Annotated in this window: 10 protein-coding genes; 4 read left to right on the top strand and 6 right to left on the bottom strand. The window is 64.8% G+C overall.

Annotated features, from left to right (window positions below):
• Positions 1 to 19 precede the first annotated feature (19 nt).
• Positions 20 to 1,237 carry a radical SAM protein gene (locus ACFFJ6_RS25045; RefSeq protein WP_378393077.1) on the bottom strand — a complete coding sequence of 406 codons (1,218 nt, stop codon included), beginning with the start codon at positions 1,235 to 1,237 and terminating at the stop codon, positions 20 to 22.
• A gap of 641 nt (positions 1,238 to 1,878) precedes the next feature.
• Between ACFFJ6_RS25045 and ACFFJ6_RS25040 the strand changes: the two genes are divergently transcribed.
• Positions 1,879 to 3,036: a threonine aldolase family protein gene (locus tag ACFFJ6_RS25040; RefSeq protein ID WP_378393075.1), complete on the top strand. Its 1,158-nt coding sequence runs from the start codon at positions 1,879 to 1,881 to the stop codon at positions 3,034 to 3,036.
• Here ACFFJ6_RS25040 and ACFFJ6_RS25035 read toward each other — a convergent pair.
• The 3 genes from ACFFJ6_RS25035 to ACFFJ6_RS25025 all read right to left on the bottom strand — a co-directional run bounded on the left by ACFFJ6_RS25035 (position 3,000) and on the right by ACFFJ6_RS25025 (position 7,373).
• Complete coding sequence (locus tag ACFFJ6_RS25035; RefSeq protein ID WP_378393073.1) at positions 3,000 to 4,379, bottom strand: nitrogenase component 1; 1,380 nt, start codon at positions 4,377 to 4,379, stop codon at positions 3,000 to 3,002. The genes ACFFJ6_RS25040 and ACFFJ6_RS25035 overlap by 37 nt on opposite strands.
• A 148-nt stretch (positions 4,380 to 4,527) precedes the next feature.
• Positions 4,528 to 6,033 (bottom strand): nitrogenase component 1, encoded by a 1,506-nt coding sequence (locus ACFFJ6_RS25030; RefSeq protein WP_378393071.1) that lies wholly within the window; start codon positions 6,031 to 6,033, stop codon positions 4,528 to 4,530.
• Positions 6,034 to 6,059: 26 nt separating this feature from the next.
• A complete protein-coding gene (locus ACFFJ6_RS25025; protein ID WP_378393069.1) occupies positions 6,060 to 7,373 on the bottom strand; it encodes an O-acetylhomoserine aminocarboxypropyltransferase/cysteine synthase family protein in 1,314 nt (437 codons plus the stop codon).
• Between the two features lie 530 nt (positions 7,374 to 7,903).
• Here ACFFJ6_RS25025 and ACFFJ6_RS25020 point away from each other — a divergent pair.
• A complete protein-coding gene (locus ACFFJ6_RS25020) occupies positions 7,904 to 8,950 on the top strand; it encodes an isopenicillin N synthase family dioxygenase (RefSeq protein WP_378393067.1) in 1,047 nt (348 codons plus the stop codon).
• A gap of 22 nt (positions 8,951 to 8,972) precedes the next feature.
• Here the strand turns inward: ACFFJ6_RS25020 and ACFFJ6_RS25015 are convergent, their stop codons facing one another.
• The gene (locus ACFFJ6_RS25015) at positions 8,973 to 10,145 is read right to left on the bottom strand and encodes a trans-sulfuration enzyme family protein (protein ID WP_378393065.1); all 1,173 of its coding nucleotides are present in this window, start codon (positions 10,143 to 10,145) and stop codon (positions 8,973 to 8,975) included.
• Between the two features lie 14 nt (positions 10,146 to 10,159).
• A complete protein-coding gene (locus ACFFJ6_RS25010) occupies positions 10,160 to 11,557 on the bottom strand; it encodes a pyridoxal-phosphate dependent enzyme (RefSeq protein WP_378393063.1) in 1,398 nt (465 codons plus the stop codon).
• 470 nt (positions 11,558 to 12,027) lie between these two features.
• Here ACFFJ6_RS25010 and ACFFJ6_RS25005 point away from each other — a divergent pair, with 470 nt between their 5' ends.
• Together ACFFJ6_RS25005 and ACFFJ6_RS25000 are read left to right on the top strand one after the other, a co-directional pair.
• The gene (locus ACFFJ6_RS25005; RefSeq protein ID WP_378393061.1) at positions 12,028 to 12,408 is read left to right on the top strand and encodes a NifB/NifX family molybdenum-iron cluster-binding protein; all 381 of its coding nucleotides are present in this window, start codon (positions 12,028 to 12,030) and stop codon (positions 12,406 to 12,408) included.
• Positions 12,405 to 13,331 (top strand): radical SAM protein, encoded by a 927-nt coding sequence (locus tag ACFFJ6_RS25000; protein WP_378393059.1) that lies wholly within the window; start codon positions 12,405 to 12,407, stop codon positions 13,329 to 13,331. Before ACFFJ6_RS25005 ends, ACFFJ6_RS25000 begins: the two co-directional genes overlap by 4 nt.
• Positions 13,332 to 13,356 lie beyond the last annotated feature (25 nt).

The raw sequence follows: 13,356 nt of genomic DNA, 5'->3' as shown, positions 1-13,356 counted from the left end.
CGGACAATTGGGACTCGTCTTATTCGGCGGGTTCGAGCTGCTGCGCCGTCCTGAAGATCGGTAGCGTCTCGTCCTCGATCCGGTAGATGTCGTGCTGCAGCGTGTCGGACGAGGCATTGCTGTCGAACACGTGCTCGTAGGTGATGCCGTTCTTCCGCCAGATCGCCACCAGCTTGTGCGCGAGGTCGAGATACCAGCCCGGCACCGGCGGACGATGGCCCTCGAGCTCGGAGCCCGGGTTCGGGCACCACACCGCAAAAGTTCCGACCACGCCCTTGGACGCGAGATATTCCAGCCCCGCCAACGTGCTGCGCTTCGGCTCAATGCCGGCGACGATGTTGGAGCGCACACGGCCATGGCCAAACACCGTGACGGCGTATTCGAGCGCTTTGACCCAGTGCTCCCAACCGCCCCCGCCCCGTGCCTTGCCGGGACAGATGGCGTCGTAGATGCCCTTGTCCCAGATCTCGATGTTCATCGCCGTGGTGCGGTAGCCGGCTTCCTTGAAGCGGTCGAGATTGCGCAGGTCGAGCGGCGCGGCAATCGTTGCGGTGCCGTTGAAGTCCTCGCGCCCGGTATGCTGCTGGATCGCCTCGGCGACGTCGAGATAGTATTCGAGCTCGCGCCGCTCCGGAATGACGCCGCCGCTGACCGTGAGGTGGTCGATGGCGCCGTCCTTGTACGCCCGTGCGGCGGTCTCGCCGATCTGCCGCGCGTTCTTCCAGAACACGCCGCCCTTCTCGCCGTAGACGTCCTTGGTGTAGTTGATGTTGCAGAACAGGCAGTCCTCGCCCTTCTCCTTGTACGAGCACTCGTTGCTGTAGACGATGAACAGATGCCGATCCGCGTAGTGCGCACCGATTTGCGACATCTCGATGCCGTCAGAAGTCTTGCCACCATAGAACGCCGGCCGCTCGCGGAACCTGACCTCGGCGATCACCTCGCTGCCGTCGATCAAGACGGTGCGGTCGCCGAGCAGGTCGACCCGATAGGTCGATTTCGGATTCCAGCGGAACGGCACGCTGAGCCCGAGCGGCAGATAGAAATGCGACGGAAGCTCGACAGTGTGGGTCTCGAAATCCATCTCGAACAGGCAGTGCACCTGTTCCTGCGCCTTCACGCCGGGCTGGACGAAGTCGAGCGCTTCGCCGCTGATCGCGACGCCGTTGATGCCGAGCTCCGCCTTCAGGGCCAGCTCACGCCAAAGCCCGTCCTTCAATTCACTCACCGTTGCCATATGGATCTCGTCCGCCTATCCGTGACAGCTGCCGTGCCGCCGGCAAATAATCCCCGAACGAACTGCTGGCGACAATTCTGAAGATCGCGCGTTGGGAGATGGTTTTCGGCGTAACTACCAGTTCGGCAGAATGGTCCGTCTGCCCTGGTAACTGGTTGCAGCATCTACGAACGACTCGCTCGCGCTACTCACCTGCCCCCCGCTGCCTCGGATCCAACGAGGACAAGAGTGGGAAGCGCCAGAATTTCCGGCACGCTAACTATGATCGGCATCCTGGTCCGCATCGAATGCCAGCGCGCCAATGAACACTTTCAGCTTAGCGGAAGTCAGCCTTTGGGCCCCGATCACGGTCCATCCGTGCCCCGATCCCCGACCGCGTGAGATCGCGTATATTCTCTGCCACCAAGCTCGCGCCGGGAAGCATGGCGCTCACTTGCCGGAGCGATCTTTGGAATTCAATACGGCCTCGTTCCGGCCTCTAATGATCGTCCCACATACGATCGACCAAAAGCCGATCAATGGCTGTCACATCGTTCTCGCAGTCGCCGCCGGCGTGCCGATCTTCACGATGGACCGAAAGACGTCGGCGGACGGCGGCGATCGGTCTGCGTTCGCCCATGCTACGAAGGAAAGTCCCTCGCGTGGTCTACGCCCCCGTCCCTGATGATCCACGTCTGCCGCCGGTGCGGATCAATCTTCTGTCGGATACCCAGACCCAACCGAGCGCCGCGATGCGGGCAGCAATGGCGGAAGCAGCGGTGGGCGACGAACAGATCGGCGCTGACCCGACCGTCAATGCGCTGTGCGCGCGGGTCGCGGATCTGCTCGGCAAAGAGGCCGGCGTCTTCATGGCCTCGGGCACGATCTGCAACATCGCGGCGACGCTGTCGCACTGCCACTCGGGCGACGAGATTCTCGCCCACGAGACCTCGCACATCGTTTCGCTGGAAGGCTGCACCCATGCGGCGCTAGGCGGCGTTCAGATCCGCCCCCTTCCGGGAGCGCGCGGACAGTTCTCGCCGGAAGCCTTGGCTGCCACCCTGCGGCCGCCGGATCGCCATCAGGCGAGGCAGACACTCGTCAGCGTCGAGCAGACCACGAATCTCGGCGGCGGCACGGTGTGGAGCAAACCCGCGCTGGACGACATCGTAGCGATCGCGCGCGCCGCCGGCCTTGCGACCCACATGGACGGCGCGCGGCTGCTGAACGCCTGCGTCGCCATTAACGTCTCGCCGCGGCGGATGGCCGAAGGTTGGGATTCGGTCTGGATCGATTTCAGCAAAGGCCTCGGCGCGCCGCTGGGGGCGGTGCTCACCGGCTCGCGCGATTTCATCGACGAAGTCTGGCGATGGAAGCAGCGGCTCGGCGGCTCGCTCCGTCAGGCCGGCATCTGCGCCGCCGCCTGCCTGTTCGCGCTCGACCACAATATCGACCGCCTCGCCGAAGATCACGCCAACGCGGCGCTGCTGGCATCGCGGATGGCGACGATCGACGGGATCACTGTGCAGTTTCCCGAAACCAACCTAGTTTACTTCGATATCGCTGAAACCGGGCTGTCGAACGACGCCTTCGTCGCCGCCTTGCGTGCCCACGGCGTGCTGATCTCTGTCCTCGGCGGCCGCCTGCGCGCCTGTACCCATCTCGATGTAACACCGGCGATGATTCACGAGACGCTTGAGATTATCGACAAGGTCGTGCGCACCGCGCAGCGCGTCGCCCCTGTCGGCCGGCAAGCCGCCGAGCGACGCGCCGTCGGGGCCGCTCAGCCCATGGTGCTGGCGCGCACCACCGTGGTGTAGGTGCGCTCGATCAGTTGCAACGCGCCGCGATAGCCCACATAGGCGCGCGACAATACGACCTCGTCTGTGCACGGATAGCCGATCTCGACCAGCGGCGCGCCGATCTCGTCGGCCAATGCCGCCTCCCAGGTCGAGCCGAACACGATCGGCAGCTCGCCGGCGAAATCAGTCGCGCGCACGATCTCGTGGATGCGCTTGCCGTCCTGCTCGAATACCGCCTCGGCGCCGGCATGGTCCGCCAGAGCGCGGTAGGACTTCTGGATGGCTTCGCGCCGCTCCTCCGGCGGATTTTCACTAATCACGAACGGCCCCGGATTGAGACCGAGCTGTTCGACCAGGAAGCTCGCAACCGCGAGATTATAGGCGCTCTCGCTGACCACGATCGCCTGCGAGGGCAGCCGGTACTGGCTGGTCGAGCCGGCATAGAAGCAGGCGAAGTCGCGCAGATAGATGTAGTGCTCCTTCTCTTCGCGGGCGATGAAGGACTCGGCTTCGGCGCGATCGAGATCGGCGAACTCGACCACCCGGCGCAGGAACGTACTCGTGGCCTTGGCGCCGATCGGGATCGTCGGCTCGTGCAGGAACGGCTGACCGTAGAGCTCCTCGAGATGCTCCGCGGTCGATAGCCCGAGCCATGGCGACAGCACGAGATTGAACTGCGCCCGCGGGATCGCACGCCATTCGGTGACCCCGGCCGAGGCCGGCCCGAACAGGATGTTTACCTGCAGTCCGATTCCTTCGAGGATCCGCCGGATCTCGGACAGATCGCCTCGCCAGAACGGATTCTGATAGGGCAGCAGCGACCAGACATTGATCAGGCCGCGCTGCAGCGGCGCATCGCGGACGTCGAAGAACTGGTCGATGATGGCGCGGATCACCGTCTCGTGGCCGGTGAAGTTATTGCCGCGATAGCCGCTGGTCTCGGCGAACACGATCGGCACCCCGCGCTTCTGATATTTGCGCACCACGCTGCCGACATCGTCGCCGACCAGACCCGGAATACAGCCGGTCTGCACCACGAACAGATCGGCTTCCATCACCTTGAGGGTCGAAGCGATCAGCTCGTCGAGCCGGTCGGCACCGCCGAAGATCACTTCCTGATTGCCGAGATTGGTACTCGGCACGTGGAATTCGCCGCCCTGATAGGCGTTGATGCCGGACAGCGCGTGGAACTGCTTGGTAGCGCAGCCGGGCCCGCAATGCGTGATCGGGATCGCGCCTGGGATGGCGATGACGCTGGCCAGCGCGCCCAGGCTGCAGCCGTAGCGGACCTGCTCGATCGCACCGGGCGATGAGCAGAACGCGCCGGTGGGATCCTGAGCGTTGGTGACGGGAGACAACATGGTTTCATTCTCGATTCTATTCATCGTCCTCAACCCCGTCATTGCGAGCGAAGCGAAGCAATCCAGGTCCGTGCACTGCGCTGGATTGCTTCGTCGCTTCGCTCCTCGCAATGACGGGGACGAGGCTCTCCCTGTCGGCACGACATACTCAGGCGGGCTCGCCGATCGGCGCGTAAGGATCGGTTTCCGCCAACCACCATGGCTGATACGGAAACGAACTGTGCGCGGCGACATCGGCGTAGAAGCGCTTGCGCGGCAGCACGCGCAGAATGGCGCGGCCGATGGAGAGCAGCCCCTCGTAACCGAGCCCGTCGTTGGAATAGAAAATCGGCAGCACCGGAATGCCCATCCGCCCGGCCAGCACAGCGAGCGTGCCGGTGTGGCGGCAGATGACGAAATCCGGCTTGGCGCGCAGCAGCGCGGCATGGGCCTGGAAATGCTGGTCGGGGCTGACCGTGTAGTTGGGGATGTCGCCCCAGGCGTCGACCAGATGGCCGAGCGAATCCTGTTGAGAATCGCCGGAATCGCTAATCGGATCGTGGTGGAACGAGAACGCGTCGTCGACCGTGACGCCGAGTTCGCGCAAATCCGCCAGCAGCCCGTGCGCGAAGGCCGCACCGGCAGCCACGAAGCCGCGCTTGCCGGTCAGCGCCTTGCGCAGGCGCGCCAGCTCCGGTGCGATCCGCGCGCGCTCGCCTTCGATCACCGCTTCGACCTTGTCCTCGGTGCCGGTCAGCCGGGCGATGTCGCGCAGCCAGTTGTCGGTGGCGTCGAGCCCGTAAGGCAGTGGCGCCCTCACCTCCGGCACGCCGAATTCCTGTTCGAGCCCGGTGGCGAGATAAGACAGTACGAAGCACATCGTCACTGTGGCGGCGGCCTCCGACATCTGCGCCAGCCGCTCCAGCGTGTTGCCGCCCATCACCAGATTGACGCGCAGCCCGAGCGGATTGAGCAGCGGCGAGAACACGTCGGGTCCACCGAGGTGAATGACGTTGATCAGGTCCGGCTGCTTGGTCGGCGTATGCGGCACCAGCCGGCGCAGAATGCCGTGTTCGATCACATCCCAGCCGCTCGACCAGTGCTTCGACTTGAAACCCTCGCAATGCAACGTGACGACCGGAATGCCGATCTCGTCCTCCACCCGCTTGGCGGCGCCATCGACGTCATCGCCAATGATGCCGGTTGCGCACGACGTGGCGACGAAGATCACTCGCGGCTTGTGGCGCTCATAGGCCTCGCGGATGGTGTCTTCCAGCCGCGCGACGCCCCCGAACACCATGTCCTGCTCGCCAAGATTGGTGCAGATCGACTTCGGGTCTTCGAGCTTCCAGCCGCGGCGTGCGGCAAGATCGCGATAGTAGCGCGCCGTGAAGGACTGGCTCGCCGCGCAGCCGATCGGCGAATGCTGCACCACCACCGAATCCTGGATGATGGTGGCGTTGGTCACGGCGATGTGCTCGGCGCACATCGAGGCCTGCGCGAACGGTGTAGACCGTTCGCACAGCCGGCGCCCGCCATTGTTGCAGCCCTTGGCGCAGCCGTAGGTGAAGGCCGAGTCCTTGACCAGTTGCCCGGCGCCGCCTTCCCACTGGGTGATGGTGCCGAGCCGCTGGTCGCGGGTTTCGACCTGGGGATTCTTCAGATTGAGCGCCATGTACGCCTCCCGGAGGCTGAGAGCGATCAGGTCGCGTCGAGCGCCTGGGCGATGTCGGCGATGATGTCGTCGACACTCTCGATGCCGATCGACAGTCGCACGTAACCGGGGGTGACGCCGGCGGCGAGCTGCTTGTCGGGCGCGAGCTGGGCATGGGTGGTCGACGACGGATGGATTGCCAGGCTGTGGGCGTCGCCGATATTGGCGACGTGGAACAAAAGCTTCAGCGAGTCGATGAAGCGCCGGCCGGCGACAAAGCCGCCCGGCAGCTCGAACCCGACCAGCGCGCCATAGCCGCCTTTCAAATACGTGTCGGCGCGGCGTCGCGCCTCGCCGCTCTGCAGGCCGGGATAAATCACACTCTCGACCTTGGGATGCTGCGCCAGATAGTCGGCGATCCGCGCCGCGTTGGCGGTCTGCTGGCGGATACGCAGCGGCAGCGTCTCGACGCCCTGGATGAGCTGAAATGCACTCTGCGGCGACAACGCCGGACCGAGATCGCGGAGCAACCCGGCGCGCGCCGCGAAGGCGTAGGCGACCGGGCCGAAGGGACGCGCGATGTCCGGCCAAGTGCGGCCGTTGTAGGACGGATCCGGACCGGTGATCAGCCGGTGACGGTCGGCGAACTCCTCCCACGGGAACAGGCCGCTGTCGATGATGACGCCGCCGATCGTGGTGCCGTGGCCGCCAATGTATTTGGTGGCCGAATGCACCACGATCGCCGCACCGTGGTCGATCGGCCGCGCCAGCAGCGGCGCCGCGGTGTTGTCAATGATCAGCGGGATGCCGAAGCTGCGGCCGATATCGGCGACCTCGCGAATCGGGAACACGTTGAGCTTGGGGTTCGGCAACGTCTCGCCGAAGTACAAGCGGGTCCGATCGTCGGTGGCGGCGCGAAATGCCTCGGGATCGGCCGGATCGACAAAGCGCGCCTCGATGCCGAATTGCTTCAGCCGGTTGGCGAAGAAATTCCAGGTGCCGCCGTAGAGATCCGTGCCGGTAACGATGTTGTCGCCGGCCTGCACCAGCGTCAGCACCGACAACGCGACCGCCGCCTGCCCCGACGCCAGCGCCAACGCCGCGGCGCCACCCTCGAGCGCCGCCAGCCGCTCTTCCAGCACATGCGCGGTCGGATTGCCGATCCGCGAATAGACGAAGCCGAACTCCTCGAAGTTCACCAGCCGGTCGGCCCGCTCGGTGGTCTGCAGATCAAACGAGGTGCTCTGATAGATCGGCACCTGCGTGGCGCCGGTGGCCGGATCGGCGCGGAACGAGCCGCCGTGCAGCGCCAGCGTGTCTATGTTGCTGAGGGGCGGCGGCTGCACGGCTTGTAGCGACATGACGGGCTCCTTCAGAATTGAACAGCGGCTTGCAACTTCCAACAGGTGCCACCAATCGCCACCGATACGGCTGCTGACAGCACCTCAGTCTCCGATCTCGCGCAAAGACCCTCCGCTCAGCTAAATGCAGCTGAGCAAACTCCTTCGACGACAATTGATGCTAGAGATCGACCTCAGTGTTTTCAATTCGCGCGGGTAGTTGGTTCGTCCAAATTAGTTCGCCTGTAGGAAAAACGTATTCGGCATGCGCGCATCGAACGGGACGATTAATGCGGCAGGTATCCAATGACAGGCTAACAAACCACAAACATCGTCCTACCGACCGACGCCAAACGACTCTTCAGAGCCAATCGAAAAGCGCCATCAACTCACGTCATTAGCAAGGACGGACCACGCACCTGCGTGGTCGTAAAACAAATACGCCGTCCAAGCGCGCTCGACAGCATGGCCGGTGCTATTTTCGTCGGTGCCTCGACAGCTACATCGCTCGCACGCATCATCGTCGCCGGACCAATCGTTGGAGCCTCGCAATGTCCGCTTCGTCCTTGCCTCTTCCAGTGCTCGATCTTGGCCGATTTCGCAGCGACACGGCGCAACGCGCGGAGTTTCTTCGCGACGTCCGCGACGCAGCGTTTGGCCCAGGATTTTTCTACCTGACCGGACACGGAATTTCGGATCGCCTGATCCGAGACGTACTGATCGCGTCGCGTAATTTCTTTGCGCTGCCGGAGTCCGACAAGCTCGGTGTCGAGATGATCAACTCGCCCCATTTCCGGGGCTATACCCGCGCCGGCCGCGAATTCACCCGTGGTCAGCCCGATTGGCGGGAACAGCTCGACGTCGGCGCCGAGCGCGAGGCGTTTCCGTTCAGCCGCTCTGCGCCGCCGTGGACGCGTCTGCAAGGTCCCAACCAATGGCCCGCTGCGCAGCCGGAGCTGAAGCCGCTGTTGCTGCGCTATCAGCAGGAGGTGACCGCGCTGGCGATCAAGGTGCTGCGCGTATTCGCCGCCGCGCTCGGCCAGTCGGAAGACGTGTTCGAGCCGATCTACGCGCCCGCACCGAATCAGCTCATCAAGCTGATCCGCTATCCCGGGCGCAGCGCAGGCGACAGCGACCAAGGCGTCGGCGCCCACAAGGACTCCGGCTTCGTCACCATCCTGTTGCAGGACAGCGTCGCCGGCCTGCAGGTCGAGACTGACGATGGCTGGATCGATGCGCCGCCGCTGCCCGGCTCATTCGTCGTCAATATCGGTGAAATTCTCGAACTGGCGTCGAATGGCGCGCTCCGCGCCAATGTCCATCGCGTGGTGTCCCCGCCGCCGGGCACCGACCGGCTGTCGGTCGCGTTCTTTCTCGGCGCGCGGCTCGACGCCACCGTGCCACAGCTCACGCTGCCACCCGAACTCGCCGACTACGCTCGCGGCGTCACCCAGGATCCGCAGAACCCATTGTTCCGCGATGTTGGGCGCAACTATCTCAAGGGCCGGCTCCGGTCGCACCCGGACGTCGCCCAGCGCCATCACGCCGATCTCCTCGAGGAGTACACGATCCAGCCGGGTCTCGCCGCCGCTTATTAGCGGCGGGGGGTGGCGGACGCGGCTAGAGAATGGAGAGCGCCTGTTCGAGATCGTCGGTCAGGTCCTCGACGTCTTCGATGCCGATCGACAGCCGGATCAAATTGGGCCGGATGTCGCGCGCCAGCCGATCGGCCTCTGGCAGCGAACCGTGGCTCATGCTCCACGGCTGCCCGACCAGGCTCTCGACCGCTCCCAGACTTTCGGCCAGCGCGAACAGCTTGAAGCGGCCCAGCACATCGACGACCTGCTGATCGTCGGCCTTCAGATAGGCGGCGATCATGCCGCCGCCGCCGTTCATCTGCCGCACCGCGAGGGCATGCTGCGGATGATGATTGAGGCCGGGATAGACCACCCCCTCGACCTTGGGATGGGCATCGAGCCACCGCGCCACGGCGAGCGCGTTGCTGCTGTGACGCTGCACCCGCAGCGGCAACGTCTTGATGCCGCGCAGCGCCAGGAAACTCGAAAACGGATCGAGGATTCCGCCGGTGGCGTTCTGCAGGAATTGCAGCTTCTGCGCCAGGTCCGGATCGCGCACCACGATAGCGCCGCCGACGATGTCGGAATGGCCGCCGATATACTTGGTCACCGAATGCACCACGATATCGATGCCGTGATCCAGCGGTCGCTGAACCGCCGGCGATGCGAAGGTGTTGTCGACCACGGTGAGCACGCCGCGCTCACGTCCGATCGCGGCGATCGCCTCGAGGTCGGCGAGCCGCAGCGTCGGATTGCTCGGCGTCTCGATCCAGATGAAAGCGGTGTTCGGCCGGATCGCATCGCGCAGCGAGTCGAGATTAGCCGGATCGACGTGTGTGATCGAAAGACCCGCCGAGTGGCTGCGCACCCGATGAAACAGCCGCCAGCTGCCGCCATAGAGATCGTCAGAGGCGACGATATGACTGCCCTGCCCGGCGATCTCCAACAGCGCCGCTTCGGCCGCAAGGCCGGACGCGAAGGCAAAGCCGGCGTGGCCGCGCTCGGCATCGGCGATCGCGGCCTCGAACGCGGCGCGGGTCGGGTTTTGCGACCGCGCGTATTCGTAACCCTGATGCACGCCGGGTGCCGACTGTACGAACGTCGAGGTCGCGTAGATCGGCGTCGTCACCGCGCCGGTCGACGGATCGTAGCGCTGGCCGCCGTGCACCGCGCGGGTGTTGGCACCGCGCGGACGGAGATTGGTCGGTTTGTCCATGTCGAAAAGCCTCGTCAGTGCACTTTGCTGCGCAGGTGGTTGATCAGGTCGATGCGGGTGATGAGGCCGAGGAACCGCGCGCCATCGACCACGACAACGACGTGGCCGCGGTTGAACACCGGCATCAGACTCTCGAACGGAGCCGACGGCTGCACCGTCTCGACGCGCGTGCTCATCGCAAGCTTGACGGGCTCGGCGAACTTCGCCGGATCGCCGATCGTCGCCATCAGCAGATCGGATTCGTCGATGATCCCGACCACCCGATCGTCGACGAGCACCGGAAGCTGCGACACTTCGTAGAGCTTCATCCGCGAATAGGCGAAGTTCAGCGTGTCGTCGGGGCCGACCGTGATCGACGCACCCTCGTCGTGGCGCCGCACGATCAGATCGCGCAGGTCGCCGTCGTGGCGCCGCGCGACGAAGCCTTGATCGGCCATCCAGGTGTCGTTGAACATCTTCGACAGATATTTGTTGCCGCCGTCCGGCAGCAGCGTGACGACGCGCTTGGGGCGTTGCTGTTCACGGCAATAGCGCATCGCGGCCGCCAGCAAGGTCCCCGACGAGGAGCCCGCCAGAATGCCCTCCTTGCGGAGCAGTTCGCGCGCGGCGTGAAACGACTCCGCATCGCTCACGGAATACCCGCGGCTGACCAGCCGCAACTCGGCATTGGCCGGCACAAAGTCCTCGCCGATGCCCTCGACCAGCCAGTTGCCGACCGGCCCCGGCATCCGCCCCTCGACGACGTCGACCAGCACCGACCCCTGCGGGTCTGCGAGAATGATCTCGGTCGACGGCGAGGCGCGCGCGAAGAACCGGGCGATGCCGGTCAGCGTACCGCCGGAGCCGATGCCGCACACGACCGCATCAACCCTGCGATCCATCTGATCCCAGATCTCCGGCGCGGTGCCGGATTCATGCGCCAGCGGATTGGCCGGATTGGCGAATTGATTGACGAACACCGCGCCGGGAGTCTCGGACGTAATCTTCGCGGCAAGATCCTGATAGTAGGCCGGATGGCCCTTGCCCACATCGGAGCGGGTCATCACCACCTCGGCGCCCATCGCCTTGAGGTGCAGCACCTTCTCACGGCTCATCTTGTCGGGGATCACCAGGACCAAACGATAGCCCTTGAGCGCCGCAATCAGCGCCAGGCCGAGCCCGGTGTTGCCGGCGGTCGCCTCCACCAGCGTGCCGCCCGGTCTCAGTTCGCCGCTGCGCTCAAACGCCTCGATCATGGCCAGGGCCGGCCGATCCTTGATCGAGCCACCGGGGTTCTGCCCTTCGAGTTTCGCGAACAGCCGACATGGGCCGGCGTCGAGCCGCGTCAACTCGACCAGCGGCGTATTGCCGATCAGGTCCAGCACACCGGCAGGAACGCGATGAGTCGTCTCCGCGAATTCAGCCAGACTCACGATTCGTCTTTCTGCTTTGCCGCCGCCGTGGTCGCGTCGGCCCGTTCGATCACGACCACAGTGATCCCTACCCCTCCGCAGCGTCAATACGCGCCGCGTAGTTCAGAACGAACACGACATCAGGGCCGCTATCGCAGCCGCTTTGTTTTGAAATCGACTGAAGTGACGACTGATTTATTTCCGGCATTCGGCCGTGCCTTCGTAGGGAGCCAGCAAGGTGCGGTTGGAAAGATCGACCGACGTTAGACGCGTTATGCCGCTGGCCACTGCGGAGCGATCAAAACGGCAACAAGATACCAAAATCGCATCGGCTTAGCATCGCATGGAAAGGAATCCGCAATCGAGAGAACGCAGTTAGTCTCGACAGCCATACAACGAAAGACATTCCTCTCCAGGACGCGCTAACTAATTGGTGGCTCGTTCCGCTCGAGGCGGAACGCCTTCTCCGATCACCGACCGGATAGCCCTGGATGAAACTGCCGCCCAACGACGCCGGACAGATCAAGATCGCCATCGCAACCGGCAATGGCGTCGGCGCCACTGATCATTTCGGCTATGCGCTGCAGTTCCAGATCTGGGACATGTCCGGCCCGCAGGCGCGGCTTCTCGAAACGAGGCGGAATACGCCGGCCTGCGGCGCGGATCGCAGCGAGCAGCGGCGCGATCCGCTCGACGTTTCGGTCGATCTCGTCGCCGATTGCCGCGCGGTCGTCGTCGCAAAGATCGGCGAATGCGGAATCAATCGGCTCAACGCACTCGGCATCCTCGTTTTCGAGACCGACGACACCGTTGACGCGGTCGTCCGCGAACTCACAGGCAGCACACTGCTGCACGGGCGGCACGCCGCATGACCGTCCGCATCGGATCGATCGCCCGAGACGCCCAGCCGGCGCCCACGCCGGCGGTCCCTGCGCTGGAAGATCGCCATCCCTGTTTCAGCCCGACACCTGAGGGTCACGCGCAGGCGGAGCGGCTGCATCTGCCGGTCAGTCCGGACTGCAACATCGATTGCGCGTTCTGCAAACGGGACTTTGGTCGCCAGGATCCGCGGCCGGCGAGCGCGGCGCGGCTGCTGACGCCGGACCAGGCCGTGGCGATCGTCGAGCGCGCCGTGGAATCGTGCCCTACGCTGTCCGTCGTGGGCATTGCCGGCCCCGGCGATCCGCTGGCCAGCGAGCATGCGCTCGACGTCTTCGCGCGCGTGCGGTCGCGCTGGCCGAATCTCACGCTCTGCCTGTCGACCAACGGCCTGATGCTGCCCGAATCCATCGATCAGATCGCCCAGCTCGGCGTCGAAACGCTGACCGTCACCGTCAACGCCGTCGATCCGGCCATCCAGGCGCAGATCACGCCCAAGATTGCCTGGCACCGCCATCGCCTCGACGGCGTCGCGGCGGGCGAACGCCTGATCGCCAATCAGCTCGCTGGCATCGCGCGGGCAGCGGCGCGCGGACTCACGATCAAGGTCAACACGGTTCTGATCCCGACGGTCAACGAGGATCATATCGGCGATATCGCCGCGCGGGTCGCCGCGGCCGGCGCACAGCTGATCAACATCATCCCGCTGATCCCGCAGCACCGGTTCGCCCACCTGCCCGCTCCGGGCCTGATGAAGCGTTACGTCGCCCGCGCCGAGGCGGAGTGTCACCTGCGCGTGTTCCACGACTGCAAGCCATGCCGGGCCGATGCCTGCGGCGTCTCCGGCCTCACCGACTACGTCGCCGAACTTTACGGGGACGGCCTCGCCGCCCATCCGACCTTCTCGCACAGCTGACCCCAAGCCCCCCCCCCCGCAACAA

Source organism: Rhodopseudomonas telluris, assembly GCF_042432815.1.
Taxonomy (GTDB): Bacteria; Pseudomonadota; Alphaproteobacteria; order Rhizobiales; family Xanthobacteraceae; genus Rhodopseudomonas; species Rhodopseudomonas telluris.
The sequence above is the reverse complement of the archived record's forward strand: the minus strand, read 5'-3'. Positions and strand labels throughout refer to the sequence as shown.

Coding starts and splice junctions, on each gene's coding strand:
- ACFFJ6_RS25035 (WP_378393073.1), bottom strand. CDS start 4,379: ATGTTGTCTCCCGTCACCAACGCTCAGGATCCCACCGGCGCGTTCTGC.
- ACFFJ6_RS25005 (WP_378393061.1), top strand. CDS start 12,028: ATGAAACTGCCGCCCAACGACGCCGGACAGATCAAGATCGCCATCGCA.
- ACFFJ6_RS25020 (WP_378393067.1), top strand. CDS start 7,904: ATGTCCGCTTCGTCCTTGCCTCTTCCAGTGCTCGATCTTGGCCGATTT.
- ACFFJ6_RS25025 (WP_378393069.1), bottom strand. CDS start 7,373: ATGTCGCTACAAGCCGTGCAGCCGCCGCCCCTCAGCAACATAGACACG.
- ACFFJ6_RS25000 (WP_378393059.1), top strand. CDS start 12,405: ATGACCGTCCGCATCGGATCGATCGCCCGAGACGCCCAGCCGGCGCCC.
- ACFFJ6_RS25015 (WP_378393065.1), bottom strand. CDS start 10,145: ATGGACAAACCGACCAATCTCCGTCCGCGCGGTGCCAACACCCGCGCG.
- ACFFJ6_RS25030 (WP_378393071.1), bottom strand. CDS start 6,033: ATGGCGCTCAATCTGAAGAATCCCCAGGTCGAAACCCGCGACCAGCGG.
- ACFFJ6_RS25045 (WP_378393077.1), bottom strand. CDS start 1,237: ATGGCAACGGTGAGTGAATTGAAGGACGGGCTTTGGCGTGAGCTGGCC.